Origin of the sequence: Pseudomonas sp. SMN5, assembly GCF_052041925.1 — a bacterium.
GTDB lineage: Bacteria > Pseudomonadota > Gammaproteobacteria > Pseudomonadales > Pseudomonadaceae > Aquipseudomonas.
Map to the genome: position 1 here is coordinate 36,553 of NZ_JBKGGX010000002.1, position 25,158 is coordinate 61,710.

24 protein-coding genes are annotated in these 25,158 nt (G+C 60.7%); 6 read left to right on the top strand and 18 right to left on the bottom strand.

All coding sequences use genetic code 11. The features are described 5' to 3' along the window. The first annotated feature begins 10 nt into the window (after positions 1 to 10). On the top strand, positions 11 to 1,315 hold the full coding sequence (gene guaD / locus ACLEJR_RS01890) for a guanine deaminase (RefSeq protein WP_440811837.1): 1,305 nt from the start codon (positions 11 to 13) through the stop codon (positions 1,313 to 1,315). A gap of 126 nt (positions 1,316 to 1,441) precedes the next feature. Here guaD and ACLEJR_RS01895 read toward each other — a convergent pair whose 3' ends face one another. Beyond that, complete coding sequence (locus tag ACLEJR_RS01895; RefSeq protein WP_042728046.1) at positions 1,442 to 2,206, bottom strand: GntR family transcriptional regulator; 765 nt, start codon at positions 2,204 to 2,206, stop codon at positions 1,442 to 1,444. 345 nt (positions 2,207 to 2,551) lie between these two features. On the opposite strand from ACLEJR_RS01895, the gene ACLEJR_RS01900 reads away from it, so the two are divergent. Next, complete coding sequence (locus ACLEJR_RS01900) at positions 2,552 to 3,742, top strand: benzoate/H(+) symporter BenE family transporter (RefSeq protein ID WP_440799273.1); 1,191 nt, start codon at positions 2,552 to 2,554, stop codon at positions 3,740 to 3,742. A gap of 165 nt (positions 3,743 to 3,907) precedes the next feature. On the opposite strand, the gene ACLEJR_RS01905 is transcribed toward ACLEJR_RS01900, so the two are convergent. Continuing rightward, positions 3,908 to 4,252: a YggL family protein gene (locus tag ACLEJR_RS01905; RefSeq protein WP_440799274.1), complete on the bottom strand. Its 345-nt coding sequence runs from the start codon at positions 4,250 to 4,252 to the stop codon at positions 3,908 to 3,910. Next, positions 4,242 to 4,442: a hypothetical protein gene (locus ACLEJR_RS01910; RefSeq protein ID WP_440799276.1), complete on the bottom strand. Its 201-nt coding sequence runs from the start codon at positions 4,440 to 4,442 to the stop codon at positions 4,242 to 4,244. Before ACLEJR_RS01910 ends, ACLEJR_RS01905 begins: the two co-directional genes overlap by 11 nt. A 41-nt stretch (positions 4,443 to 4,483) precedes the next feature. Between ACLEJR_RS01910 and dacB the strand changes: the two genes are divergently transcribed. Continuing rightward, positions 4,484 to 5,950, top strand: a complete 1,467-nt coding sequence (gene dacB / locus ACLEJR_RS01915) for a D-alanyl-D-alanine carboxypeptidase/D-alanyl-D-alanine endopeptidase (RefSeq protein WP_440811840.1) — start codon at positions 4,484 to 4,486, stop codon at positions 5,948 to 5,950. Between the two features lie 152 nt (positions 5,951 to 6,102). On the opposite strand, the gene ACLEJR_RS01920 is transcribed toward dacB, so the two are convergent. Both ACLEJR_RS01920 and rlmKL read right to left on the bottom strand, forming a co-directional pair. Next, positions 6,103 to 8,487, bottom strand: coding sequence for a sensor domain-containing diguanylate cyclase (locus tag ACLEJR_RS01920; protein ID WP_440811841.1), 2,385 nt, complete (start codon positions 8,485 to 8,487; stop codon positions 6,103 to 6,105). Between the two features lie 131 nt (positions 8,488 to 8,618). Then, a complete protein-coding gene (gene rlmKL, locus ACLEJR_RS01925) occupies positions 8,619 to 10,892 on the bottom strand; it encodes a bifunctional 23S rRNA (guanine(2069)-N(7))-methyltransferase RlmK/23S rRNA (guanine(2445)-N(2))-methyltransferase RlmL (RefSeq protein ID WP_440811844.1) in 2,274 nt (757 codons plus the stop codon). A gap of 528 nt (positions 10,893 to 11,420) precedes the next feature. Here rlmKL and rmf point away from each other — a divergent pair. Continuing rightward, positions 11,421 to 11,636 carry a ribosome modulation factor gene (gene rmf / locus ACLEJR_RS01930; RefSeq protein WP_003223300.1) on the top strand — a complete coding sequence of 72 codons (216 nt, stop codon included), beginning with the start codon at positions 11,421 to 11,423 and terminating at the stop codon, positions 11,634 to 11,636. A gap of 336 nt (positions 11,637 to 11,972) precedes the next feature. Here the strand turns inward: rmf and ACLEJR_RS01935 are convergent, their stop codons facing one another. Next, the gene (locus ACLEJR_RS01935; protein ID WP_440811847.1) at positions 11,973 to 12,992 is read right to left on the bottom strand and encodes a quinone-dependent dihydroorotate dehydrogenase; all 1,020 of its coding nucleotides are present in this window, start codon (positions 12,990 to 12,992) and stop codon (positions 11,973 to 11,975) included. A 217-nt stretch (positions 12,993 to 13,209) separates the two neighbouring features. Between ACLEJR_RS01935 and ACLEJR_RS01940 the strand changes: the two genes are divergently transcribed. Then, complete coding sequence (locus ACLEJR_RS01940; protein ID WP_440811849.1) at positions 13,210 to 14,691, top strand: hypothetical protein; 1,482 nt, start codon at positions 13,210 to 13,212, stop codon at positions 14,689 to 14,691. A gap of 46 nt (positions 14,692 to 14,737) precedes the next feature. Here the strand turns inward: ACLEJR_RS01940 and ACLEJR_RS01945 are convergent, their stop codons facing one another. The 9 genes from ACLEJR_RS01945 to ACLEJR_RS01985 all read right to left on the bottom strand — a co-directional run bounded on the left by ACLEJR_RS01945 (position 14,738) and on the right by ACLEJR_RS01985 (position 20,877). After that, positions 14,738 to 15,181: a hypothetical protein gene (locus ACLEJR_RS01945; protein ID WP_440811851.1), complete on the bottom strand. Its 444-nt coding sequence runs from the start codon at positions 15,179 to 15,181 to the stop codon at positions 14,738 to 14,740. After that, positions 15,165 to 15,866 carry an oxygen-regulated invasion protein OrgB gene (locus ACLEJR_RS01950; RefSeq protein ID WP_440811853.1) on the bottom strand — a complete coding sequence of 234 codons (702 nt, stop codon included), beginning with the start codon at positions 15,864 to 15,866 and terminating at the stop codon, positions 15,165 to 15,167. The genes ACLEJR_RS01945 and ACLEJR_RS01950 overlap by 17 nt, the downstream gene beginning before the upstream one ends. Beyond that, complete coding sequence (locus ACLEJR_RS01955; protein WP_440811856.1) at positions 15,838 to 16,404, bottom strand: secretion system protein; 567 nt, start codon at positions 16,402 to 16,404, stop codon at positions 15,838 to 15,840. Before ACLEJR_RS01955 ends, ACLEJR_RS01950 begins: the two co-directional genes overlap by 29 nt. Continuing rightward, on the bottom strand, positions 16,391 to 17,113 hold the full coding sequence (locus ACLEJR_RS01960) for an EscJ/YscJ/HrcJ family type III secretion inner membrane ring protein (RefSeq protein WP_440797284.1): 723 nt from the start codon (positions 17,111 to 17,113) through the stop codon (positions 16,391 to 16,393). Before ACLEJR_RS01960 ends, ACLEJR_RS01955 begins: the two co-directional genes overlap by 14 nt. Then, positions 17,110 to 17,418 carry a type III secretion system inner rod subunit SctI gene (gene sctI / locus ACLEJR_RS01965; RefSeq protein ID WP_440797282.1) on the bottom strand — a complete coding sequence of 103 codons (309 nt, stop codon included), beginning with the start codon at positions 17,416 to 17,418 and terminating at the stop codon, positions 17,110 to 17,112. The genes ACLEJR_RS01960 and sctI overlap by 4 nt, the downstream gene beginning before the upstream one ends. A gap of 58 nt (positions 17,419 to 17,476) precedes the next feature. Next, positions 17,477 to 17,737, bottom strand: a complete 261-nt coding sequence (sctF, locus tag ACLEJR_RS01970; RefSeq protein WP_042730845.1) for a type III secretion system needle filament subunit SctF — start codon at positions 17,735 to 17,737, stop codon at positions 17,477 to 17,479. A 7-nt stretch (positions 17,738 to 17,744) separates the two neighbouring features. Then, positions 17,745 to 18,920 carry a PrgH/EprH family type III secretion apparatus protein gene (locus tag ACLEJR_RS01975; RefSeq protein ID WP_440811858.1) on the bottom strand — a complete coding sequence of 392 codons (1,176 nt, stop codon included), beginning with the start codon at positions 18,918 to 18,920 and terminating at the stop codon, positions 17,745 to 17,747. A 284-nt stretch (positions 18,921 to 19,204) separates the two neighbouring features. Beyond that, positions 19,205 to 19,699 (bottom strand): transglycosylase SLT domain-containing protein, encoded by a 495-nt coding sequence (locus tag ACLEJR_RS01980; protein WP_440811860.1) that lies wholly within the window; start codon positions 19,697 to 19,699, stop codon positions 19,205 to 19,207. Continuing rightward, positions 19,696 to 20,877 (bottom strand): winged helix-turn-helix domain-containing protein, encoded by a 1,182-nt coding sequence (locus tag ACLEJR_RS01985; RefSeq protein WP_440811861.1) that lies wholly within the window; start codon positions 20,875 to 20,877, stop codon positions 19,696 to 19,698. Before ACLEJR_RS01985 ends, ACLEJR_RS01980 begins: the two co-directional genes overlap by 4 nt. 373 nt (positions 20,878 to 21,250) lie before the next feature. Here ACLEJR_RS01985 and ACLEJR_RS01990 point away from each other — a divergent pair, with 373 nt between their 5' ends. Next, positions 21,251 to 22,465, top strand: coding sequence for a hypothetical protein (locus ACLEJR_RS01990; RefSeq protein WP_440811864.1), 1,215 nt, complete (start codon positions 21,251 to 21,253; stop codon positions 22,463 to 22,465). Between the two features lie 182 nt (positions 22,466 to 22,647). Here the strand turns inward: ACLEJR_RS01990 and ACLEJR_RS01995 are convergent, their stop codons facing one another. The 3 genes from ACLEJR_RS01995 to ACLEJR_RS02005 all read right to left on the bottom strand — a co-directional run bounded on the left by ACLEJR_RS01995 (position 22,648) and on the right by ACLEJR_RS02005 (position 25,157). Further along, entirely contained in the window at positions 22,648 to 22,911 is a 264-nt protein-coding gene (locus ACLEJR_RS01995; RefSeq protein WP_440811867.1) for a phosphopantetheine-binding protein, read from the bottom strand. Between the two features lie 82 nt (positions 22,912 to 22,993). After that, the gene (locus ACLEJR_RS02000) at positions 22,994 to 24,091 is read right to left on the bottom strand and encodes an IpaD/SipD/SspD family type III secretion system needle tip protein (RefSeq protein WP_440811869.1); all 1,098 of its coding nucleotides are present in this window, start codon (positions 24,089 to 24,091) and stop codon (positions 22,994 to 22,996) included. A gap of 13 nt (positions 24,092 to 24,104) precedes the next feature. Beyond that, entirely contained in the window at positions 24,105 to 25,157 is a 1,053-nt protein-coding gene (locus ACLEJR_RS02005; RefSeq protein WP_440797267.1) for an IpaC/SipC family type III secretion system effector, read from the bottom strand. Between the last annotated feature and the right edge of the window lies 1 nt (position 25,158).

Below are 25,158 nucleotides of genomic sequence, written 5' to 3' on the forward strand. Positions count from 1 at the left end.
AGACAAGCTCATGCCCCTGACACGCAAAGCCTACCGCGCCGCCCTGCTCCACAGCCTCGCCGACCCGGCCGAGGTTGGCCTCGAAGCGTCCTATGAATATTTCGAGGACGGTTTGCTGGTGGTGGAAAACGGCCAGATCAGCGCCATTGGCCATGCCCAGGACCTGCTGCCGACCCTGGCGGCGGACATCGAAGTCGCTCATTACCCGGACGCGCTGATCACCCCCGGTTTCATCGACACGCACATTCACCTGCCCCAGACCGGCATGGTCGGCGCCTATGGCGAGCAATTGCTGGACTGGCTCGACACCTACACCTTCCCCTGCGAAAGCCAGTTCGCCGACCAGGCTCACGCCGACGCCGTGGCCGATATTTTCGTCAAGGAATTGCTGCGCAACGGCACCACCACCGCCCTGGTGTTCGGCAGCGTGCACCCGCAATCGGTGAACGCGTTTTTCGAGGTGGCCCGCAAGCTCGACCTGCGGATGATCGCCGGCAAAGTGATGATGGACCGCAACGCCCCGGACTACCTGACCGACACCGCGGAATCCAGCTACACCGAAAGCAAGGCGCTGATCGAGCGCTGGCACGGCAAGGGGCGTCTGCACTATGCCGTGACCCCGCGCTTCGCGCCAACCAGTACCCCCGAGCAACTGACCCTGGCCGGCCAGTTGTTGAATGAATACCCGGACCTGTACATGCAGACCCACATCAGTGAAAACCTGCAAGAAGTGCAGTGGGTCAAGGAATTGTTTCCCGAGCGCAAGGGCTATCTGGACGTCTACGACCATTACCGACTGCTGGGCGAACGCTCGGTGTTCGCCCATGGCGTGCACCTGTGTGACGAGGAATGCGCGCGCCTGGCCGAGACCGGCTCGGCCATCGCCTTCTGCCCGACCTCGAACTTTTTCCTCGGCAGCGGCCTGTTCAACCTGCCGATGGCCGAGAAGCACAAGGTAAACGTGGGTTTAGGCACCGACGTGGGCGGCGGCACCAGTTTTTCGCTGCTGCAGACCCTGAACGAAGCCTACAAGGTCATGCAACTGCAAGGCGCACGGCTAAGTCCGTTCAAGTCGCTGTACCTGGCGACTCTCGGCGGCGCCCGGGCCTTGCGCCTGGAGGACAGGATCGGCACCTTGCAACCGGGCACCGACGCGGATTTCCTGGTGCTGGACTACAACGCCACGCCGCTGCTGAGCTATCGCCTCAAGCAGGCACGGGACATTGCCGAGCGGTTGTTCGTGTTGATGACGCTGGGGGATGACCGGACGGTGGCGCAGACCTATGCGGCTGGGCGGTTGGTGCATCAGCGGTAGACTGTTGTTGCCGGGAAGATTGCTATCGCGAGCGGGCTCGCTCCCACAGGGGTTATGTAAACACCACAAACCCACTGTGGGAGCGAGCCTGCTCGCGATGAAGACAACACGGTCTCACTGATCCAATCAAAGCTTGGCCGTCGACCGCCCCGGCTTCTTGCTCTGCAACAAATGCGAGAACACCGCATGCAAATCATCCGACGCGCTTTCTTCGTCGAGGTTGAGCTTGCTGTCGATGTGGTCCATGTGATGCATCATCAGGTCCACGGCCAGCGTGGCGTCCCGGGCTTCGATGGCGTCGATCAGCTGGGTGTGTTCGTCGTAGGAGCAGTGCGAGCGGTTGCCGCTTTCGTACTGGGCGATGATCAGCGAGGTCTGGGACACCAGGCTGCGCTGGAAGCTGATCAGCGGTGCATTCTTCGCCGCTTCGGCCAGCTTGAGGTGGAATTCCCCCGACAAACGGATACCGGCGCCTCGGTCGCCACGGGAGAAGCTGTCGCGTTCGTCGTTGACCATCTGCCGCAGCTCGGCGAGCTGCTCGGCGGTGGCATGTTGCACCGCCAATTCCGTGATCGCCCGCTCCACCAGACGCCGGGCCATGAATACCTGGCGGGCCTCTTCGACGCTCGGGCTGGCGACGACGGCGCCGCGATTGGGCCGCAGCAATACCACGCCTTCGTGGGCCAGGCGTGACAGCGCACGGCGGATGATCGTGCGGCTGACTCCGAAAATCTCCCCCAGTGCCTCTTCGCTCAATTTTGTACCGGGCGCCAGGCGTTGTTCGAGAATGGCCTCGAAGATATGCGCGTAGACAATATCGTCCTGGGTTCCACTGCGGCCGGCTTTACCTGCGCGCGGTTGTTTCTTGAGGGGTTGCAACTGTTCGTTCATGGGCACTCGAGTCGGAAAACTGCGGCGAATTGACCGTGACTGTAATACGGCACAGCAGGTCGCTGGCAAGTATCGGGTAAAAAACACCTGGATTGTACACAACCTCTGATGGCAACACGACTGTACGGCTGTTTGCGGACATGGCTGTATCGCAATCGGGCAGTGGGTTGAGTTTAGGCTTAAACCGCAACTCTGTGGCGAGGGAGCTTGCTACGCTCGGCCGGGCTGGCGCTCCAGTGCTTAGCAGCCGCACGAGGGCCTGCTGCGCAGTCCAGCGGGAGCAAGCTCCCTCGCCACAGGGTTACCCCAGGCCTTACCAATTTATAACAAGGACCACCTCCCACCATGACCGAAGTCACGACCATGCCACTTCGCCCGCTCGCCGACACGTCGCCCTCGGCCATCGTCGCCGGGTTCATTGCGATGATGACCGGCTACACCAGCTCCCTGGTTTTGATGTTCCAGGCCGGGCAGGCGGCGGGGTTGAGCAACGGGCAGATTTCCTCGTGGATCTGGGCGATCTCCATCGGCATGGCGGTGTGCTCCATCGGCCTGTCATTGCGCTATCGCACGCCGATTACCATCGCCTGGTCGACACCCGGCGCGGCGCTGCTGATCACCAGCCTGGGAGGCGTGAGTTATGGCGAGGCGATTGGCGCCTATATCACCTGCGCGGTACTGGTGACCATTTGTGGCCTGACCGGCAGTTTCGAGCGCCTGGTCAAGCGTATCCCGGCCTCGTTGGCGGCGGCGTTGCTGGCTGGAATCCTGTTCAAGATCGGCAGCGAGATTTTTGTCGCAGCCCAGCATCGCACGGGCCTGGTGCTGGGAATGTTTTTCACGTACCTGATCGTCAAGCGCCTGTCACCGCGTTACGCAGTGCTGGCCGCGCTATTGGTGGGCACGGCGCTGTCGGGCCTGCTGGGGCTGCTGGACTTCAGCGGCTTTGCCCTGGAAGTCGCCACACCGGTCTGGACCACGCCACATTTCTCGCTGGCGGCGACCATCAGCATCGGCATCCCGCTGTTCGTGGTGGCGATGACGTCGCAAAACATGCCCGGTATCGCCGTGCTGCGGGCCGATGGCTACAACGTTCCAGCCTCACCGCTGATCACCAGCACCGGCATTGCTTCGCTGTTGCTGGCGCCGTTCGGCTCCCACGGGATCAACCTGGCGGCCATCAGCGCGGCGATCTGCACCGGGCCCCACGCCCATGAAGACCGCAACAAACGCTACACGGCGGCGCTCTGGTGTGGCGTTTTCTATGGGATCGCCGGGGTATTTGGCGCGACGCTGGCCGCGTTGTTCGCGGCGCTGCCCAAGGAGTTGGTGCTGTCCATCGCAGCACTGGCACTGTTCGGGTCGATCATCAACGGCTTGAGCATCGCCATGAGCGAAGCCCGGGAGCGGGAAGCGGCGCTGATCACCTTCATGGTCACGGCGTCGGGGCTGACGCTGTTTTCCATCGGGTCGGCGTTCTGGGGGATCGTGGCGGGGGTGCTGACCTTGCTGATCCTGAACTGGCGTAGCGCTTGAGAGCATCGCGAGCGGGCTCGCTACCACAGAGATTATGTGAATGCCATAAATCCCCTGTGGTAGCGAGCCTGCTCGCGATGACGACCTGGAGGACGACAGAAATCCGACAGCCAGACACAATAAAGCCGGCGCCCAGACGGGCCGCCGGCTCTGACCATCAAGCAATCACGCCTTGGCGTTGATCGGCTTTTCCGGATACCACACATCCATCAGCGGGCTGACTTCAACGCTGGTCAGCTCAGGTCGCGCCTTGAGCCAGGCTTCAACGGCAGCACGCTGCTCTTCGGTCACCGAGCCGCGCTTCTGCAGGCAGACCAGACCGTAGTCATCGCCGCCGACATAGCCCAGGCCATTGGCTTCCATGGCTTCTTTGAGGAAAGCGTCGAGGAAAGCGTCAATAGCCTCGTCGGCCAGATCTTCTTTGAAATCCAGGTTGAGTTCGAAACCCAGCTCTTGAAATTCATCCACGCACAGCTTTTTGCGCAGACGCCGGGAACGGTTAGTCGCCATTGAAACAATCCTCATAAGTAATAACGGCCGGCACTTTACCAGTTTGGCGCATCGATTGCCCGACTGATCGGGGGCTTGGGGCTACCGTCGGTAAAAAATAGCGCATGAACAGTCCCGGCACGGCCCAAGCCGTTGCAGCTTGGGGCATAATGCCGACACTTTCATGACCGTTGAGGACGTTCATTTTCATGTCCTCGTCTTTTCCCCCTCGCCCGTAGGGTTTTATTTCACATGATCAAATCTTTGCGTCCATTGCTTCTGGCCAGTCTTCTTCTTCCCCTGGCCCTGCCCATCTCCACCCACGCCGCCACGATCAATACCGCCCTGTCGCCCAATGTGCAAAAAGCCCTCAAGGCCAGCAAGCTGCAAGACAACGCCCTGTCCCTGGTGTTGGTGCCGCTCGACGGCCCCGGCACCCCGACACTGTACAACGCTGACGTCTCGGTAAACCCGGCGTCCACCATGAAACTGGTGACCACCTACGCGGCCCTGGAAATGCTCGGCCCCAATCACCAGTGGAAAACCGAGTTCTACACTGACGGCACCCTCAGCGGCGGGATACTCAACGGCAACCTGTACCTCAAGGGCGGCGGTGACCCCAAGCTGAACATGGAAAAACTCTGGCTGCTGATGCGGGACCTGCGCGCCAACGGCGTCCAGCAGATCACCGGCGACCTGGTGCTGGACCGTACCTTCTTCATCCAGCCGCAATTGCCCGAGTTCAATGACGACGGTAATGACGAGAACAAACCGTTCCTGGTCAAGCCCGATTCGCTGCTGGTCAACCTCAAGGCCCTGCGTTTCGTTGCCCGCAATGACGGCGGCCGGGTGCTGGTGTCGGTGGAGCCGCCGATTGCCAGTGTCCGCATCGACAACCAGGTCAAGGCGGTCAATTCCAAGCAATGCGCCGGCGGCGTGCGCTACAACCCGGTGCCCCAGGCGGACGGCAGCGTGACCGTGACGGTCGGTGGGCAACTGGGGGACGGTTGCAGCTCCCAGACCTATCTGTCGCTGCTGGACCATGCCACCTACACCGCCGGTGCGGTGCGGGCGATCTGGAAGGAATTGGGCGGCAGCATCCAGGGCAAGGACCGCCTCGCGCCGACCCCGAGCAACGCCAAGGTGCTGGCCCGGGCCTTTTCGCCGGACCTGGCGGAGATCATCCGCGACATCAACAAATACAGTAACAACACCATGGCCCAGCAGCTGTTCCTGAGCCTGGGCGCGCAGTTCCGCAACGAAGCCGACGGCGACGACGCCAAGGCCGCGCAACGGGTCGTGCGCCAATGGCTGGCCAAGAAAGGTATCACCGCACCGCACCTGGTGATGGAGAACGGTTCCGGCCTGTCTCGCGCCGAGCGGGTCAGCGCCCGGGAAATGGCCGCGATGCTGCAAGCCGCCTGGCGTAGCCCGTATGCCGCTGAGTACATCAGTTCAATGCCAATTGCCGGCACCGACGGCACCATGCGCAAACGCCTCAAGACCACCGCAATGGCCGGCGAAGCCCACATCAAGACCGGAACGCTGAACACCGTCCGCGCCATCGCCGGCTACAGCCGCGACATCAACGGCAACACGTGGGCAGTCGTGGCGATCCTTAACGATCCGAAACCTTGGGGCGCTTCATCAGTGCTGGACCAGGTGCTGCTGGACCTCTACCGCCAGCCGAAACTGCCGCAGACGGCTTCAGTGCTCTGACCCGACACAACGCCATGTGAGAGCCAGCCTGCTCGCGATAGCTTGAACACTCAGCCTCTTTGTAGACTGAACCACCGCTATCGCGAGCAAGCTCGCTCCCACAGGGTCAACTGCCAGCCGCAAGACCCGCATATATCCCACACTCTTTCGTACTACCCCAACTGCGTCTCGACCCGGTCCCGCCCGGCCTGCTTGGCGGCGTAGACCCCGGAGTCGGCCCTGAGCAGCAAGGCATCCGCGCCCTCCCCGGCACGCCAGCTGGCAATTCCGAAGCTCGCAGTGATCGTACCCACGCCTTCGATGGGCGTGGCCCGCAGGTTGGCCCATAGCCCCAGGGCCAGGGAGTAAGCACTGTCGCTGTCGGTGTCCGGGCATAGCACCACGAACTCTTCCCCGCCCAGTCGGCAAAAGACATCGGTACGGCGCAACCGCTGGATGACCCGCTGGCAGACCGCTTGCAACACCCGGTCGCCCACGGCATGACCGTGCTGGTCGTTGATGCGCTTGAAGTGATCGATATCGAGCATGATGACCGCCAGATCCCCTGGGCCACGCTCGATACGGGCCATCTCCGACGTCAGCCGTTCCTGGAAATAACGACGGTTACGGATTCCGGTCAACGCGTCGGTCACCGACAGGGCGCGCAGCTCTTCCTCCACGCGCTTGAGATCGGAAATATCCGAGATATAGCCGTGCCACAACACTCCACCGCCGGGCAGCTCCTCTGGCGTGGCCTCACCACGGACCCAGCGCAGGCCGCGTTGCGGCAGTTGTAAGCGATATTCCTCGCGCCAAGGGCTCAGGGTGTCTGCCGACGCGCGAATCGAGGAGCGCACCCTGGCAGCGTCCAGGCAATGAATACGCGAGAAAATCGCCTCGGCGTTGCGCACCAGTACTTCAGGTTCCAGCTCATAGATGTCGCGAATCCCGTCGCTGGCATAGATCACGCTGAAGCGGCCGTTGAAATCCATCTTGATCTGATAGATGCCGCCAGGCACATGGGCACTGAGTTTTTTCAGCAACAAGTCTCGGGCCGCCAGCGCTTCATGGACGCGCTTGCGCTCGGTGATGTCGATACAGATCGCCAGGTGCCCGATCCACAGGCCCTGATCGTCGAGCATCGGAGTGGCCAGCATATTCACGGTCAGATGACTGCCGTCGCGGCGCACCAGGGTCCATTCGCGGGCTTGTTGTCCTCCCTGCTCGCCGCCCTCGAGCAGCATCGCATGGCAAGTAGGGATGGGCTTGCCGAACCGTGCGCCGAGCTGGGCAGCCCGGGCCTGGAGTTCCCGTGGCACGTGCAGGCTTTCCAGCGTCATGCTTTGCAGGACTTCGCAGCTCTGATAGCCGAGCATCTGCTCGGCGCCGGCATTGAAGGTGGTAATAACCCCGCGCAGGTCGGTGGCGATGATCGCCACTTGAGTCGCGGCATCCAGCACGCCGCGCAGTTGACCATGGGTGCCGCGCAATTCCTGCTCCCGGGCACGCAGCTCATGGGTGCGTTGCTCCACCAGCTTCAACGCCCGCTGCCGCTGGCTGACCAGTACATAAAGCAAGGCGCTGAGCAGCACGCTGAGCAGACCGCCGAGCACCACCAGGCTCGACACGGAAGAATGATTGGTCGCCAGAAACATCCGGCTGGGGCGCAACTCGACCCGGTAATGGTGATCGGCCAGGCGCAACAGGCGAGTCGCCGCCAGCTCACTGTGGCCTGCCGGGGTGGGGGATTCGAACAACACTTCCTCACGGTCGCTGGTGGACAAATCCAGGACACGCATCGCCAGATTGTCATGACCGGCCGCCGGCAAGCCATCCCCTGCCAACTGGCGCATGCTAATCGCCGCCGCCACATAGCCGAACGGCTCTCTTGATGGCTCGCGGGTCACCGGGGCCACCAGCAGCACCCCACGGGTGTACGCCGGGTCGACGCCGACCAGGTCCAGCGGTTGCGAAACCGCCAGCCCGCCAAGCTGACGAGCTCGCTCAAGGGTCGCGCGGCGCAGGGGATCGGAAAGCAGGTCCAGTCCCAGTGGCGATCCGTAGGAAGCCTGGCTCTGGACATGGAGTAACGGTACGTATTCATCCCGTACGCCAGCCTGTCGAAGGCCACCGCTGCCGTCCGCTTCACGGATGATGAAATTGGCCGAACCTTCAGCCTGCACCTGCTGTTCGAACGCTTGCCGTTCGTCCCTTCGCACCCTGGGGGCCCAGGCGAGGGCCCGGGTGCGCCGCAACAACGCGCCGGCGTAGCCGCGAAACTCGCTGTTGGACACCCCCTCGGAGTTGGCAAAGAACCGCCTGAGGCCGTCCAGGCGTTGCTCCTGCTCCTGGAAGCGCTCCTCGATCCGGCTGAAACGTTCCTCGGCTTGCAGCTCGAAGCGCTGGCGCAGTTGCTGGTTGAACAGATTCAACATCGCCCAGGTCAGCAAACCGGTCATGAGCATACCGACCAGCAACACCAGCGAAGCCACCAGCCAGGCCGATACATCTTCGCTGATAAAGCCCAGGATCCTGGGACGCACCTGATGCAATGCCATAAACACGACTCAGAAAGGACCGGCACTGGAACAGCGCTGGCCACTGGCTAAGTTATAGCTATTAGCCATCATTTTGACCAGCCCCAAAACGAGGCTGGAGGCCTTGAATTACAAGGCCTGCGTGGATCCAATCAGCGCGCCATGATTTTCCAGGCACGGTGAATCTTGACGTTGCGGGCAAAATCCGGATCGATGGTCTTGGCCGTGATCTCTTCCACCGCGTAGCGCTCGGCGAGGTTGTCTTCGAGCTGGAACTTACGGAAGTTATTGGAGAAGTACAGCACGCCGCCCGGCGCCAACCGCGCCATGGCCAGGTCCAGTAACTGGACGTGGTCACGCTGCACGTCGAATACGCCTTCCATGCGCTTGGAATTGGAGAAAGTCGGTGGGTCGATGAAGATCAGGTCATACTCATCGCGACTGGTTTCGAGCCAAGCCATCACATCGCCCTGCTCCAGACGGTTCTTGTCTGAGAAGCCGTTGAGCGACAGGTTGCGCCGCGCCCAGTCCAGGTAGGTTTTCGACAGATCGACGCTGGTGGTACTGCGCGCCCCGCCCTTGGCGGCATGAACGCTGGCGGTGGCGGTGTAGCAGAACAAGTTGAGGAAGCGCTTGCCCGCCGCCTCTTTCTGGATCCGCAGTCGCATGGGCCGATGGTCGAGAAACAGCCCGGTGTCCAGGTAGTCGGTGAGGTTGACCAGCAACTTCACGCCACCTTCGTTGACCTCGGTGAACTTGCCCTGGGCGCTCTGGCGCTCGTACTGTCTGGTGCCGCTCTGGCGCTCGCGACGCTTGATCACCACGCGGCTCTTGTCGATGTTCAGTGCCTGGGGGATCGCTGCCAGCGCATCGAACAGCCGGGCCGAGGCTTTTTCCGGATCGATGGATTTGGGCGCGGCGTATTCCTGGACGTGGACCCAATCGTGGTACAGGTCGATGGCCATGGCGTATTCCGGCATGTCGGCATCGTAGACCCGGTAGCATTCCACGCCTTCGCGTTTGGCCCATTTACCCAACTGCTTGAGGTTCTTTTGCAGGCGATTGGCGAACATCTGCCCGCCTTCGCTCAACCGAGCCTGCTCGACCACGGGCGCCGGCGCCGGCGTTGGCTTGATCGGGTTACCATTCTTGTTGTACTTGCGCTCCTGTGGCGCTTGCTCTTGCGACTCCTCCAGGAGTGCCTGCTCACGCTCGACCTGGCGCTGCTCCGGGGTACGGCGTTCCCCCGTGACGAACTGGTCCGGCAGGACCTTGATCAGCAGCAGCTTGCACGGCAAGGCGCCGTTCCAGAACGAATACTGCTTGTGGCTGCGAATGCCCATGCGCTTGCCCAGGTCGGGCGCGCCGGTGAACACCGCCGCTTCCCAGTTCAGGCAGGCCTGGCGCAGACGCTCGCCGAGGTTCTGGTAGAGGTAAAGCAGGCTGGCTTCGTCGCCGAGGCGCTCGCCGTACGGCGGGTTGCAGATCACCAGGCCTTTCTGGTTCTGGTCCGGGCGCGGCTCGAAGGTCGCGACTTCGCCCTGATAGATCTTGATCCACTCGGTCAAGCCGGCGCGTTCGACGTTGTTGCGACCGGGCTGGATCAGCCGTGGATCGGCCTCATAGCCGCGAATCCACAGCGGCGGCTTGGCCAGACCGGCGGCGGCGCGTTCGCTGGCTTCCTGATGGAGTTTTTTCCACAGCGCCGGCACATGGCCGAGCCAGGCGGTGAAGCCCCACTGCTGGCGGCGCAGGTTCGGCGCCATGTCGGTGGCGATCATCCCGGCTTCTACCAGGAACGTACCGACGCCGCACATCGGGTCGGCCAGCGCCCCACCTTCAGCGGCAATGCGCGGCCAGCCGGCGCGGATCAGGATGGCGGCGGCGAGGTTTTCCTTCAACGGTGCGGCGCCCTGCTGCAAGCGGTAGCCGCGTTGATGCAGGCTATGGCCGGAAAGGTCCAGGGAGAGGATCGCTTCGCCACGGTCCAGGCGCAGATGAATGCGCAGGTCCGGGTTGAGCTTGTCGATGGACGGTCGCTCGCCCGACGGGGTGCGCAGTTTGTCGACGATGGCGTCCTTGACCTTCAAGGCGCCGAAATGGGTGTTGTCGATACCCGAGCCATGGCCGCTGAATTCTACCGCCAGGGTGCCGTCAGGCAACATGTGGTCTTGCCAGTCCACGTCCAGGACCCCCTGGTACAGGTCGTCGGCGTTCTTCATCGGGAAGCGCTTGAGCACCAGCAACACACGGTTTGCCAGGCGCGACCACAGGCACAGCCGGTAAGCCGTCTCCATGTCGGCGCTGCCGCGCACGGCCGAGGTATGCTCGCGCGCGTCTTCAAGGCCAAGCCCGACGGCTTCCTCGATCAGCAGGCCTTCGAGGCCCTTGGGGCAAGTGAGGAAGAGTTCGAAACGATCAGACATGGGATTTCCAGCGCCTTTGGCTAAGTGGCCCGGGCAACGCATTGCCGGACCGGGTTCAATCAGGTGCTTTTCTCAAGAGCACCCGCGTGGCACGAACGTGTGCCGTCCCGCCCCCGCTCAGGTCAAAAGAGCTTAGATGAGGGGGCAGGTAAAAAATTCTCTGCAACAAATTATGAAAACTCGCCCCTTTCGTCGAATAGTACCCGAGTGCAACAGGGGGACATTCTCATTCGAGCAGAGGCCGCGCCTTTCAGCGCAGGGCCGATCATACAGGGGTCTTGCTCAAAAGCGGTCAATGAACATCAAGTTACTTATCGCCCTAACAGCTTTATTGTGACGTGCTTATGACAAAACGATCATTCCATCCATGTGACGCTTTGGTTAGAACTCAACACAGGTTGACGCCAAGACGGCGCCAACACCTTGGCTCGTCACGCCGGCAACGAGCCACCAACGGCAGAATGATTCTGCCCCGGCCTCGCTAGAGGTCGACGCTAAGCAACAGTCAACAAGTGAGGGCAACACCCTATGAGAAGACTTAAGCGTGATCCGTTGGAAAGAGCATTTTTACGCGGTTACCAATATGGCGTTGGTGGTAAATCCCGTGAGCTTTGCCCCTTTACTCTACCGTCAGTGCGCCAAGCCTGGATCAATGGCTGGCGAGAAGGACGCGGCGACAACTGGGACGGTATGACCGGCACTGCGGGTATCCACAGACTCAACGAACTTCACGCCGTCGGCTGACACAGGGCTTATTACTCAACAAATCGACAATCTGATCCCACCATCGATTTAACCACGCGCGTCCCATCCGGACGGCGGGCTACGGCCCAGGGGGCTCCTTCGAGGAGCCCTTTTTAATGGGTTTGCTTTATGTAAGTGCCTGAGTTGCAAACACCGTTGTGGCGAGGGAGCTTGCTCCCGCTGGGCCGGTCCGACGCCTCGGGCGCAGCGGACCCAAGACCCATTGCACGGTGAACCAGGCAAATGGCATAAGCTGGTTTCAGGACTGCTGCGCAGTCCAGCGGGAGCAAGCTCCCTCGCCACAGGGGGGACTGCTCAGCCTTCAAGGCGCAGCGATCAACCCAACGCCGCAATGGCATCCACTGACTCACGGATCAACGCCGGCCCTTTATAGATAAAGCCCGAATAAATCTGCACCAGGCTCGCCCCGGCGGTGATTTTCTCGGCAGCATGGCGGCCTTCGGTGATCCCACCCGCGGCGATGATCGGCAAGCGCCCCGCCAGCTCGGCGGCCAGCACCGTCACGGTGTGGGTGCTCTTGTCCCGCACCGGCGCGCCCGACAAGCCGCCCGCCTCGTCGCCATGCTCCAGCCCCTCGACACCTTCACGACCCAACGTGGTATTGGTGGCGATCACCGCGTCCATACCGGTCTCGATCAGGGCCTGGGCGACCTGGCTGGTTTCCTCATCGCTCATGTCCGGGGCGATCTTGATCGCCAGCGGCACGTGCCGGCCATGGGTCAGTGCCAGTTCTGCGCGACGCCGCGCCAGGTCGGCCAGCAGTTGCTTGAGGGAATCACCGAATTGCAGGCTGCGCAGCCCCGGGGTGTTCGGCGAGCTGACGTTCACCGTGACGTAGCTGGCGTGGGCGTAGACCTTTTCCAGGCAGATCAGGTAATCGTCGACGGCACGCTCCACCGGCGTGTCGAAGTTCTTGCCGATGTTGATCCCCAGCACGCCCTGGTACTTGGCCGCCGCGACGCGGGCCAGCAGGTTGTCCACACCCAGGTTATTGAAGCCCATGCGGTTGATGATGGCCTCGGCTTGCGGCAGGCGAAACAGCCGTGGCTTGGGATTGCCCGGCTGCGGTCGCGGGGTGACGGTGCCGATTTCCACAAAGCCGAAACCCAACTGGGCGAACCCGTCGATGGCCGCGCCGTTCTTGTCCAGCCCTGCCGCCAGCCCCACGGGATTCGGGAATTGCAGCCCCATGACCGTCACCGGCAATTTCGCCGGGGCCTTGCACAGCATACCGTTGAGGCCCAAACGTCCGCCCGCGCCGATCAGGTCCAGGGACAGGTCGTGGGAAGTTTCCGGGGAAAGTTTGAACAGCAGCTCACGGGCCAGGGTGTACATGGGTGGGTGACTCTGGGCAATAAAAAGTGAGGCGGAGTATACCGGCCAGGACGGCTAGCGGCGAGAACCCTGACGATCGCGGGCTACATCTTGGCCTCGCTGCACCGCAATGCGTAAGAGAGCGTTATTTGATAGTGGCGGGCGCAAAAAGCCTTCAAAAGATCAATGCAACTGCGATTGCAGTTTTCAGCCACGCTCCACCACGCAGGATCAGAAAATGAAGATCGCCGACACAGCCCGACCGGCCACTCAATCCATTAACACTATTCACTCTCATGAACCGCACACGGTTATCGATATTGACTCACTTGAAGAAGCCCTGCGCAGGATCGATCAGGAGATCCCTACCGAACAAAGGGCACCACTTTCACCGCAAGACATGGAGTTTGCCTTGAGCAGTGTGGAGGGTGCGATCCGTATGATCATCGAAGAGCGAAACGACACTGAGCGCACCATTCCTCTTCTGGACCACATAGCGCTACTGATAGAGGACCCTGGCAGCTACGCACCGAATACCACGTCCGGGCTGGAAAGGGGCCTTCTGGCATGCCTCGAGGATTTGAAAGGCTCCCTGGAGCCCGACCGATTCCTATCCCGTGCTCAACAAGTCCTGGCCTACCTCAGCGAACAGTTGGGCAAACTGGCCCGTAACGAGTTCGAAGGCGATTTTGGACGCTGGGCCGGCAACGTGACGCACTCCGTCTTACGCACTGGTCTTGTCACCGCTATCCTCACGGTGGTCAGGCAACTGATCGGATTCGCCCTGGAAAAACTCCTCCAATCCAATGCTGCCTCCCCGCTGACGCGCAACGTCATTGGCTCGATCGTCCAGATGATCGGCCCACTGTTGAACGTCCTGGGCGCGGTCAGAGACGAATGCAATGGCACGGCAAACCGGGAAACGCGCCTGGCCCGTCTACTTACACTCGTCATATCGGGCTTAGCCTTCGCCGCTGCCGCAACCGTGCCATCGGCGCTGCCGGCCTTGGCTTCCTTCGGCTCGCAAATGGCCTTCTACACATTTGCCCAGGATCTGGTGAGCCTGTTCTGCCCTGCCGGCGACAACGCAAAAGCCAACCTCGGCGGTACGGCAGTCGCAGGCCTGATCAACGGTATACTCCAGTTCCTGTCGTTCACCGCAATGAACTACACCGCCCCCCGTTCCGGTCCCGGGTATGTCATGGGACAAGGTAACAAGCCTTCATCATCTGAAGGGGAAGGCCTGGCGTCTCAACTTATGGCCTGGATGGCACAACAGGAGGCAAACGCGTCTGATGTAGATCTGGCACCTGAGGCCCGCGTCAGCCAGATGCTTGAGTCCCTGGATCCACTGCTGCAACACGATTTGTCGCGAGGAGCCTATAACAGCGGCGCTGACGTCCTCGGCCAATTATTCATGGGCGAAGCGATGCATGCCCTCCAGGCAAATCCCTCTGAAAAGGGCTATCGGGTCAACCCCGTCACTGTTCGACTGCCCACTGCCGAGCAAATAGGTAATCAATTGCTGTCCACGAATGCGATACGAACCTCCGTAGGGCAAGTCATCATGGCCGTGGTCATCTCGGCTTCGCGGTACTTTTCGGAGCTGGTCGATAAACGTACGGCTGACCATATCGCCAATTTTCTCGTCGCCGCCGTGGTGTTCGCCTTACGTCCCAGCAGCACCTACATCAACGAGCGCAATCCCAAGACCGTATAAATGTTCTGAAGAGGTATGCGCCTTGTCTCGTTACCAAGGCGCCTCCTCACCACTCACTCTTCTCCCACGCCTCATCCCCCATCGGCTGAAAGACATCGCGCATCCACCCCGCGACAAAAACCTCCATCGCAAATGCCAGCCCATTAGCGCCGCTGACTTCCTTATAGAGCGACGACTTGTCGAGCCCTTCATCCTTCAACCGAAACAGGACCTGTAGCGTGATCGTCTTCAACGCGCTCGCGGTCGGGTACGCCGCTGCTTCCCCGTCAGCCCCGCGCAACCCGCGTAAAAAGTCATAAATGGCCTTCTCCCCCTGACCTTCCATCGCCAGCAGCAATTGATACAGATGCTCGAACTCAGGATCCGGGCGTTTGCCCTGGCTCGCCTCCTGACGGGCCGCCAACAGGCGCGCCTCCAGGGTCTGCACCGCTGGCACCGCGCTGCGATCGATAGAAATTGGAGCGGTCGTGGATTCAATCTTCATGGTCATGTATCGCGTCGGCTGCCTGCTCGGCGAAGCTTGAGCACAACGCTTCAAGCGCCCGAAGCGCACCTTGGTCCAGGGCGCGAACCGACGCCGGCAACTGCTCGATGCCGGCCAACAGCCGGGGCTCCAGCCGTTGTCGGGTGGCTTCAACGTCGAACTCCAGCAACTGATCGCCAAGTCGCAGCACGTAGCGGTTCTGGAGGTGGTACTGCACGAGCAGGTCTCCGGCCCAAAATGTACGCAGGCGCTCGCGCCACTCATCACCTCGTTCTCGGCAATGCGCTGGCAACAGCAATTGCAATACCGCACCCGTCTCGCCCGGTTGCGCAACCAGCCAACGCTGGAGCATTTCGTTCAGCCACTGGGGCTGCTCCAGGGCCTGGGCGAGCAAATCCCGAGCGGCCTCGGCCAGCGCGTTACGTAATTGCAGGCCTAGCGATTGCGACCTCGACAACCCCTCCGCCAGATGCCCGACCGCCCGCAGGACGCCCTCGGCATAGCCTTGCCTGAATGCCTCGGCATGCACCGCTTCGGCCTCGCGCCGTGCCTGTTCGACACATTCGCGGGCCCTGCGTTGGGCTTCCAGTTGCAGGCGTCGACGACGGCGGGCGGCGGCAATGTCTTCGCGGGCCAGGTGCGCGTCTTCGCCGTCGGGCAGGTCAGTCAGTGATCGGATCGAGTCGAGCATGTTGCACCGCCAGGAAGAAGAGCGTCGGGTCCGGCTCAGGGACCGGCCACTGCCGATGCAAGCCCACGACCGATTCGGAAAACTGTAAGGCCAGGCATTCCAGCAGCCACGGGGGAACCTGGCGGTGCCACCCCCACAGCGCATTGAGGCCGGCCGCTTCGACGTGCGCCATTGAAACCGGTAGTGCCTCGACGGGCAGGCCGCCGCGTGCGCCCAGGCGACAGCCGGCGAACCGCAGCACCGACGCCGGTAGGCCACGCCACGCCGCGCCCCGCGCCAACATAGGCAACAGCCGATTGGCGCCCATCAGCAACGCGACAGAGGGCAGTTGCCGCCAGTGACGAACCCACTGTTTCACCACGCCGCCCAGCGCTGTCGCAGGCAACGTCACAGGCAGCGCCAGCCCGTCGCGCAGCATGCCATTGAGCAGGCGACGCGCCTCGTCGCCCTCGAACGCAGGGGGAATCACCAGGCGCTGCGGGTGCAGGTAAGCCAACGGCTCGGCGAGAATGCGCCGCAGGCATTCAACGTCCGACATCACGTCGCCTCACCCCGGCAAAGTGATAGAGCCAGGCAGCCCCACCGGCCACCAGCAATCCGCTCATCACCCCCAGCAGCCACGGCCAGGGCGAATACCCCTGGGCCGCGAGCCGCGACGGCGCAACGTGCTGGGTCGGCGAACGCCGGGACAGCACCACCGAGATGTTCTCGTAGTCCACCGCAGCGAAACTGTTCTTGAGAAAACGCTTGATGTCGTTGATCAGCAATTGCCCCTCGACATCGCGTTCATGCAGTACCACCGCCGCAAGGTGGACAGGCGCAGCCTTGCGCCCGCCCTCGCCGGCGTCCAGGTCATAGCTGATGTGGACCCGCGCCGACACCACGCCTTCAAGCACACCCAGCGACTGCTCGACACGCTGTTCCAACGCCGAATACAACCGGGCCTTTTCCGCGCGGGGCGACGCCACCAGCGCGTCGGCGGGAAACATCTGGGCAACTTGCAGGCGCGGCCTGGAGGGCAACGCGTAGAGATTGAGCAGGTCGACGGCAGCGGCAAAATCCAGCGGATCGATCTTCACCGCGTAACCGGTCTTGCCCGTGTCGACCTTCACCGCAGCAATATTGTTGCGCTGCAGCACCGACAACACTTCGTTGGCCTGTTGCTGGTCCAGCCCCTCCAGCAGGCTCGGCTGGCGGCACCCCGCCAGGACCAGGCACAGCAACACGCAACAAAGGCCCGTTCTCATGACGCACGCAACAGGGTTTCTGCGGTGCCTACGGCCTTGCGCACCATCACGTTGAGCAAGTTGATGTCGACGTTGTACTGTCCGGTCAGCTCCTGCAGCCGGGCCAGCACGTCAGGGTCGGTGATGTCGGGGCGGCGCAGCAACTCGCCAATCGCAGTGACGTCCTGCCCGCTGTCCACGGCTGACCGGGCGTAGCTGTCGATCAGTCGCGACTCCAGCGAAACGATCGGCCCCTCCTGGGGGCCATGCAATTCAACGACGGCCAACGGCTCGATGGCCGACGGATAAAGACCTTGCAAAGGCATACGGTGCCCTCCTGAAAGGGCCATCGTCACGAGCGATGGCCAGCCGAAAGAGAAAGCGTCAGCGCGCTGCCTGGATGATCGCCATGTCGATGTCTTTGAAGCCCTTGATCGTGTTGGTCTGGGCGTTGCGAAAGACCGTGTACGAGGAAAATGCCGTCTGGTAGGCCGCCAGCAGACCGGGGTCGGACGCATCGTTTTTCAGCTTCTCCAGCGCTTCGTCCAAGGCTTCCTTGAGTTTCTTCGCACCCTCTTCGAATGCCGCGGCCTGCTCACCGAGAAAGTCATCGGGGAATGTGATGGGGAGTCCGATACCAGCCATGCGTCACCTACTCTGTCTGATTTAGAAAATGCCAGGACGAAGACCCCGTCTTGACGTAGCCCTGCGGGCCGGTTTGAAACGACTTGCCCTTGAGCGCGTCGTCTTTGAGCTCGACGGTGAAGTGCACGTAGCGATCCCCCCACTGCCGGTAAAAATCGTCGACGTACTGGCGCGCCGCAGCCAGCTCGGCATCCTGCAAGTTGCCCTGGACGGCAAACGTGACGCTGTCGCGATGCTCGACCCGGCTGAAGGCCAGCGAAAGGCGTTGCAGACCGCCCTGGGCCAGGTCGGCCAGAACCCGGTCATCCTGCATCTGCACCACGACATCGCGGGCATAAGGCGCCGCCGCGAGCAGCGCTTCGAGCAGCCGTGCCTGGCTGTCGGGCGTGAGCAGGTTGCGTTGTGCACTGAGCGACAGACGTGGCAGAGACGGGTCCTTGAGGTCCAGAACATGCCAGGCCAGTTGCGGGTCATAGTCAGTCAGCATCTGCTCCAGCCGACGTCGCTCCTGGTCCATCACCAGCACCGTGCCATTCAGGCCGGGATGGCGCGTCAGCACCTGACGGCTCCAGCCGGCATCGCGTTCGTTGGAGACAAGCACATACACCGCCTCGTCGCGCCCACCCAACACCTGTACCTGGGCACTGGCGCCGGCGATCAGGGCACGGACGGCGGTCTCAGGCGTCGGCCCCGGTCGCACTCCCACGCCGAGCGCAACCGCCAGCGTCGCCAGCACCAGGCCGCAGGCGACCCAAAGCGTGCGCGGGCTGCGCCACGCCAGGGGTGCGGCAGCGTGGCCGGGCGCAGCGGGTGCTCGATGGAAAAGCTCCGGCGCCCAGGCCTGCCCCTCTGGACGCAACGCGATATGCAAGCCACCGACCTGAACCCTGGCCTGGAACGCCGCGTGACGAACCTCGACCGATTCGCCAAGCACCCGCAATGGCACGCCTTGTGGCGTAGCCTGGTCGGCCAGCACCTCGAAGTTACTGCCACCGGTCTCCAGCGGAATAAAAATGGCCTCGGCAGGCACACTGGCTGAAAGCGCGCCCTCTCCCAACAGCTCCGCCGCGCCGACGACGAACACCGTGCTGCCTTCGCCAAGCGCGAACTCGCAACCCTGCAACGGACCATTGAGTATCCGCAAGACGCAGGGCTGTAGCGTGGAGGCCGTCGGGACTGTCACCAGCCAAACTCCAGAGCAGTCAAATGAGCCGCCATGGTAGAAAGCCCGAAGTCAGCCTTCCTGATCGAAATCTGCCGATAGTGCACAACGAACGATCAGAATCCCGAGCCGACCTTTTCATGACATGACATGGGCGTGCGACAGGCACCTCGTGGCGAGGGAGCTTGCTCCCGTCAGGCTGCGCAGCAGCCCCCTCCAAAAACTCGACAGGCTGTCAAACCGCGTCACCAGGTTCTTGGGCCGCTTCGCGCCCCAGCGGGAGCCAGCTCCCTCGCCACAGGATGCTATCCACCCCCTGCATCGGTCGCAGGTCGCCCTGGCTGGCCCTGGATAAGCACCTGATAACGCTGCCAGACCTTGCGCGCATAGCGCAGACGCGCAGCCTGGCGATGGGGTGAATTGCCGGCGTTGTAGGCGCCGACCGCCGTCCAGTTGTAGCCGTAACGGGCGATGAATCCGGCCAGCACCGATGCCCCGACTTCCACTGACAGGCACGGTTCCTCCAACAATCGCCGCTCGGTAATTCCTTGGCGCTTCAAGCGCGGCAGATGGCTGCTGTTGACCTGCATCAGGCCGATGTCGCGGGTGCCGTTGCGGTTGTGGTTGATGGCGCCCGGCTGCTGCCCCGATTCGACTTCGGCGATCGCTTGCAGCAACTCGGGCTCGATGCCATGCAACCGTCCGGCCTCGCTCCAGCACCAGGCATGGGCCTGCGTCACCCCCAGGCCCAGGCATAGGCATACCGGCCAGCACAGCCAGGCATTGCGTTGTCCCTTCATGCCAGGCGCCGCTCGCCGGCCCAGGTCAGTTGCTCGTCAATACGCACCTGCAGCAACTGGGCCCGGACACAGCCGGAATCGTGCGCCAAGCACTGTTCGATGATGCGCGCCGCCAGCGCATTACGGCGCCAGCACCAATGATGCCAGGCGTGAAAGTACAGCACGTCCGCCTGGTCGGCCGACAACAGGCAGCGTCGGAACAACACCTCGGCCGCCTGTTCGCAACCGCGCAGACTGGTGAGCAAGGCCAATCGCGTCAACGCCGGCAGGCTACCGGGATCCAGCGCCAAGGCATTGGAAACCGCCACATGGGCCTCTTCGATCGCCCGTTCCTGCTCCACTACCTCCAGCATCGCCTGTCCCAGCCAGACATCCGCCATGCCGCACCAGGGCGGCGCGTACCCGGCGTCGAGTTTCAAGCATTGCCTGAACAGCACCGCGGCATCGCGCAGACTCTGGGCGGTGTGTCGTTGCACGCTGCACAGCCCGTTGAGGTACGCCACCGCCACCGGGTAGGAACCACAACGATCTCCCACCGGGCGCAAGCCGGGCACGCGCTGTGCCACCAGACACGTCAACGCGCCCAACGCCTCGCCGGCATCGCTGGCGTCCAGCGTCTGCCCATGGAGCAACGACTGGTCGGCGCCACGCATCAGCTCGACCGACCAAAGCGGCGCCCCACCCGAACCGCTGAAACGTCCGCTCAGGCAGTAATCCACCGACAACCGCCCGACCCACGAGCGCACATCCTGCACGGCCCCACAGGCCGCGATCATGCCCGAGGGAATAACCCGCAACGCCTCGCCGAACGCCACGCTCAACTGACGGATCATTACATCCTGCAGATCCAGCGCCGCCGTCTCATCCAGATTGCGAAACGGCAGCACGGCCAACGAAGGCGCCGTAGCCCTCGCCTGGCTCGGCCCATCGAGCGCCACCACCGGGCAGGTGAATCTATACCCCTGGCCGTACACCGTCGCGATGAAATCCTTGTTGTCCTTGAGCAACTTACGCAGGGCATAGATACAGCGGGTCAACGACTCCTCGGCCGTGTCCGTGCGGGGCCAGACCTGGTCCAGCAGGTGGTCCTTGCCGACCACCGAACCTGCCGAACCCAGCAACAGGCGCAGCACGTGCAATTCTTTAGGGGGAACATGGACACCTTGTCCGTCTCGCATCAGCGTTCCATCGCTTTGCAATAGCCAGTGGTCAAAAACGAATGACTGGTCCGGCGTTTGATCAGTTGTACTGTCCATACTCTGAGACTTCTCTATAGAAAGTGACTGAAGCGCGATTGAGCCTGCCGGCAGGCAGGCTCAGGATGACGAGCTGCGTGACTATAGGAAGATGCGTGGGTGGATTCCGTAGGACTTTAACTTTATGGCAGTAAGAATTTACGACAAAAGCCGTAGGGTTTCTATCCTCAGGCCATACAACGAACTTAATGACCACCTTAAATTTCAAACATGTAAAGTCATGAGCTTTTTTTACAAGCAGATATCTCAAAGGAGATTTTATCGTAACCATTCCTTTCCCAAGTAACCAATACCCATGACCATTACAAGCATCGCTTCTAATTTTTCAGCTCGTCCTACAACAAGCGAAACCACCTCTACCACCGAGCCCAACAAATCGGCCTCCAACAATCAAGAAAAAGAAAAAACCTATCAAAAAGTATTCTCAATGATCAGCGATCGCTACGAACACTTTCGTCCAGAAACCGAGTCCGGCTTTCAACAAAGCCCTGGAGTAACCGCGGACATCGAGCCCATTTCAAAAAAGGACCTCATAGACATTCTGGAACATATCAAATCCAACGATGACTTATTAGCAAACTGCAAGCAGAACTCCGCTAAAGCGCCGTTCTTTAGTAAATTTTATTTAATGTCCAACCCCGAACAGGGTTGGAATCTGCGTCTCCATTCTTTCAACGTCAGAGGTAGCGGCTTGGGCGAAGAAGATAGCCCTCACTATCATCGCTGGACATTAGCATCAAAAGTTCTGGCGGGAGGATATATAAACGTTGAATACAAAGAAGGTCCAAAAACAGACTCAACCTCACAAAAAAATGCTTTTTCCAAATACGAGTTAGCCTCATCAAAATCCCAATCGAGCAATGAGGCACGTACGGCAAAATATATATCAGAGGCAGAAATGAAACCTACAGGGAGGACCTTGTACGCAGAAGGTGATTTGAATCACTTCCCTATAATTAAACCGCACAGCGTGGAAACGCATGCGGCCGTCATGGGTACGACGATGACCTTGGCCCATACAAGCAAGGCCGCCTCCGACATATCGATTTCCTTCAAAAAAAACAATGACATCAAAGCACTTCCAGAAATAAAAATAGAAAGCAAAGAAGCGTTCATCAGCATGCTTCAAGATCAGATAACTCACTTACAAGTGCTTGTCATTAGCGACAAGCTGAACACGTTGCTGCTCGCAAAATTCGAAGCTGGCGCCCCACTTACGATCGGCGAAGAAAAGCATATGACCGATTACAAGGAACCAAACTACATAGAAACCTCTTTTCTTCCGGCGCTTGCCGTTTATCAAATGGAAGCCCACAACGGAGTCGAGCATCGTGAATTCTCCGAGGACGTTGCAGCGCTCATCGATGACGAATTAATCGAAATAAATAGCGAAGCGCTAGAGAAACTGATCTCGAACAACCAACAAGATTTATTCGACAAACAGCTGACCATTGAAATCCATGATGAAGAGCTATCCAGCTTATTGAACGAACGCAAAAAAACAAACTAAATCAACTCTTGCAAGAAGAGACCACCTGTCGACGGTCTCTGTCTAAAACGTTTACAGAGAGGCAGTAAAAATATTTAACTGCCTCAACCCCGCCATCTCGACTGGCACAAACAACCCCCTTACTTAGCTTCTAGCTCATTCTTGAAGCGCCCTTCATAAAAACCAACAAGCCTAGCACCTTTTCAAAATTTTCGGACTATACAACTCTCCACCGAGCTGCATATCTCTCGCACCGTCCTCCACTCGGCAACCTCCCCCTCGAAAATCTCAATACCGAACCGTTCATTCAACTCCAATACCATCTCAATCAACACAATGGAGTCCACATACAAATCCTCGACCAACTGCGAATCAGGGCCTATCAACCGATCACTCTGCATAAGGCTCCCCGACAGTATTTCTATTATCTCCCGCTCAACTTCCATCCGTTCCAATGAACTCGCCATCGCATCCCTCCTCCAAAAAAAATCCGGCAAGCCAAATAATTCGCTGGCCGTACCGGATTAAAAAATAATGCTTTGAATTTTTTCAGAAATTCAACATTGCCTTTAACATATCCGCAAACTGATTCAAATGCGCCGACAGCGTCTTGTTGAAGTTGTCGTGATAGGCATTGGCATTCGAATACTTCTGGGTCAACGACTGCAGCAGGTTCTTCATACGTTCTTCCTGGGCGTTGAAGCCGGTCTGCCACTGGTTGTACTTGGCGGTGTCCCAGGTCACGGTGCCGCCGCTGGCAGGTAGGCCGCTCTTCATGAGGTTGAGCGGGTCGAGGTCGATGACCACGCACCAGGTGCCGTCACCGTTTGGCTTGAGACACCTGCCGGGCAGGCCCAGGGCCTTGAGCCATTTCTCGGCTTCGTCCTTGCTGGCGCCGCCTTCCCCGGGTTTCGGGAACAGCACGGAGGCCGGGTTGGGATGGCTGTATTTGTCGATCAGCCGGGTCAGGGCGGCGCGCAGGGCACCGGCATCGAGCTTGACGTCCTTGCCGTCGTTCGCGCCCTCGATCCAGTCCTTCATCTGCGCGGTGATCTCGGCGTTGAAGTCGGCGAAGAAGTCCGAATAGGCGGCGATGATGTGTTCGTAGCCAGCGAGATAGCCGTTCTTGATCAGGTCGATCAGCTCCAGCAGTTTCTCGAAGAAGTCATTGGAGGAATTGATCCCGACATCCAGGGCCTCCGCTATTTCGAGAGGTTTATCCCGCTCCAAGGCTTGCTTGAGGCTGCGCAGTATTTCGCCTTGTTCATCGTTGAGCTGACGCATTCGACTTTCGTCCAGAAGCGTGGACTTCATGCCGTGGCTCATCACCGCACAACACTGGTGGGCTCGCTGGGCCCACATTTGCGCCCGATCGCGCTTGGCGTGGATCTGCTCGAGAAGCTCCGGGATAAACCGTTGCGCCACGGACTCGGTGGTCATGCCTTCCAGCGACTTGGCGTTGAATGGGCTCTTGAGCATATTGGCGAGACTGCGATTCATTGCATTCATGGACCGATCAAGAAGTTGCGTCAGTGAGCTGACCGTTTGAATCTCAGCGGGTATTTCCGACAGCAACGGCGCATCGACCATAGCGTCTACGTTGGGCAGCAATACGACTGGCGTCGGTATGAATTTCGTGATTTCCATATTTCTCTCCTGCTCAAGCCGTCACAGCGCGAATAACGTCACTGCGCGATTGGAAAAGCTGCATCACCATGTCCATCAGCTTCTGCAACAACGCCGCTTCGGCCGCGTCTTTCTGCGCGACTTCATCGGCCAGGCTCTTCTGGCTGTTCTGCGCGCTCTGCTGCAGTACTTCCCGCTCCCGTGCGGCGTGCTCGGCGAGGCGCACCACGTTGGCCACCACTTGGCTTAAGTTCATCGACATGGCGCCGAGGGCGCGGCCGATTTCCAGTTTCTTCTCGATGCCTTTGCTGCCCATCTGGCTCAGCCAATCGGAGGTCTGGCCGACCTTCTGGGCCTTGAGGATTTCGCCCTCGAACCAGGCCTGTTCCTGGGCCGTCAGGGTGGCGCCCTTGGGTTTGAAATCGACGGTTGTCGGACGGGCGAAATCATCCAGGGTGTTGATCTTGTAGGTGGTCTTCGGGTCCCAGTCATCCCGGTGGCGCTGCAGTTTGAGGTCGCGTTCGAGGTTGCCGGCATCCAAGGCGTTGCGCCTGTGCAGGCCGATGTCGGCGTGTTTCAAGGCCTGCCCGTGAAGCGTCTTGACCATGGAAAAACCGGCGACGGCGCCGGACACCACGGCTGCGGTGATGGCACTGTGCAGCGCCGCCTGGCCGGATTCGACGATGGCCCTGCCCTGCGCCTTGGCCGCGTCGGATGCCATGACGGTGAAATGACCGCGCAATTGCGCATTGGCGACGCGTGCGATGTTCAGCGCGATGATCGCGGCCACCAGGACGTTGGCGTGTTTTTCCCAGGCGCCGGGGTCGAAGATCAGTTCGTTGCGCACTTCGTCGCTGAGCATCATCGAGGCCGCCAGGAAGTCTTGCCCATCCGCTTCGGTGAGCTGATAGGCGTTGATTCTGCGTTCGAGCTCAGTCGCCGCGATGAAGCTGTCGCGTTTGAGTACCTGACTGGCGGTGGCCGCGTCGAACACCGCGGAATCGGAGCGATAGGTTTTGGACGGGTGCTCTGGGTTGGCATCGACCCGTACAGGGGCGATCCCGGTCGTAGCGTAAGGATTGATCATC

What these genes read in the sequence shown, in the direction of transcription:
- ACLEJR_RS01960 (WP_440797284.1), bottom strand. Translation starts at nt 17,113, where the DNA reads ATGAGAACGGGCCTTTGTTGCGTGTTGCTGTGCCTGGTCCTGGCGGGG.
- sctI (WP_440797282.1), bottom strand. Translation starts at nt 17,418, where the DNA reads ATGCCTTTGCAAGGTCTTTATCCGTCGGCCATCGAGCCGTTGGCCGTC.
- ACLEJR_RS01895 (WP_042728046.1), bottom strand. Translation starts at nt 2,206, where the DNA reads ATGAACGAACAGTTGCAACCCCTCAAGAAACAACCGCGCGCAGGTAAA.
- ACLEJR_RS02005 (WP_440797267.1), bottom strand. Translation starts at nt 25,157, where the DNA reads ATGATCAATCCTTACGCTACGACCGGGATCGCCCCTGTACGGGTCGAT.
- dacB (WP_440811840.1), top strand. Translation starts at nt 4,484, where the DNA reads ATGATCAAATCTTTGCGTCCATTGCTTCTGGCCAGTCTTCTTCTTCCC.
- ACLEJR_RS01920 (WP_440811841.1), bottom strand. Translation starts at nt 8,487, where the DNA reads ATGGCATTGCATCAGGTGCGTCCCAGGATCCTGGGCTTTATCAGCGAA.
- ACLEJR_RS01905 (WP_440799274.1), bottom strand. Translation starts at nt 4,252, where the DNA reads ATGGCGACTAACCGTTCCCGGCGTCTGCGCAAAAAGCTGTGCGTGGAT.
- ACLEJR_RS01935 (WP_440811847.1), bottom strand. Translation starts at nt 12,992, where the DNA reads ATGTACACCCTGGCCCGTGAGCTGCTGTTCAAACTTTCCCCGGAAACT.
- ACLEJR_RS01950 (WP_440811853.1), bottom strand. Translation starts at nt 15,866, where the DNA reads ATGCTCGACTCGATCCGATCACTGACTGACCTGCCCGACGGCGAAGAC.
- rmf (WP_003223300.1), top strand. Translation starts at nt 11,421, where the DNA reads ATGAGAAGACTTAAGCGTGATCCGTTGGAAAGAGCATTTTTACGCGGT.
- ACLEJR_RS01910 (WP_440799276.1), bottom strand. Translation starts at nt 4,442, where the DNA reads ATGAAAATGAACGTCCTCAACGGTCATGAAAGTGTCGGCATTATGCCC.
- ACLEJR_RS01940 (WP_440811849.1), top strand. Translation starts at nt 13,210, where the DNA reads ATGAAGATCGCCGACACAGCCCGACCGGCCACTCAATCCATTAACACT.
- ACLEJR_RS01900 (WP_440799273.1), top strand. Translation starts at nt 2,552, where the DNA reads ATGACCGAAGTCACGACCATGCCACTTCGCCCGCTCGCCGACACGTCG.
- ACLEJR_RS01980 (WP_440811860.1), bottom strand. Translation starts at nt 19,699, where the DNA reads ATGAAGGGACAACGCAATGCCTGGCTGTGCTGGCCGGTATGCCTATGC.
- sctF (WP_042730845.1), bottom strand. Translation starts at nt 17,737, where the DNA reads ATGGCTGGTATCGGACTCCCCATCACATTCCCCGATGACTTTCTCGGT.
- ACLEJR_RS01990 (WP_440811864.1), top strand. Translation starts at nt 21,251, where the DNA reads ATGACCATTACAAGCATCGCTTCTAATTTTTCAGCTCGTCCTACAACA.
- ACLEJR_RS01995 (WP_440811867.1), bottom strand. Translation starts at nt 22,911, where the DNA reads ATGGCGAGTTCATTGGAACGGATGGAAGTTGAGCGGGAGATAATAGAA.
- ACLEJR_RS01945 (WP_440811851.1), bottom strand. Translation starts at nt 15,181, where the DNA reads ATGACCATGAAGATTGAATCCACGACCGCTCCAATTTCTATCGATCGC.
- ACLEJR_RS01985 (WP_440811861.1), bottom strand. Translation starts at nt 20,877, where the DNA reads ATGCGAGACGGACAAGGTGTCCATGTTCCCCCTAAAGAATTGCACGTG.
- guaD (WP_440811837.1), top strand. Translation starts at nt 11, where the DNA reads ATGCCCCTGACACGCAAAGCCTACCGCGCCGCCCTGCTCCACAGCCTC.
- ACLEJR_RS02000 (WP_440811869.1), bottom strand. Translation starts at nt 24,091, where the DNA reads ATGGAAATCACGAAATTCATACCGACGCCAGTCGTATTGCTGCCCAAC.
- ACLEJR_RS01955 (WP_440811856.1), bottom strand. Translation starts at nt 16,404, where the DNA reads ATGTCGGACGTTGAATGCCTGCGGCGCATTCTCGCCGAGCCGTTGGCT.
- rlmKL (WP_440811844.1), bottom strand. Translation starts at nt 10,892, where the DNA reads ATGTCTGATCGTTTCGAACTCTTCCTCACTTGCCCCAAGGGCCTCGAA.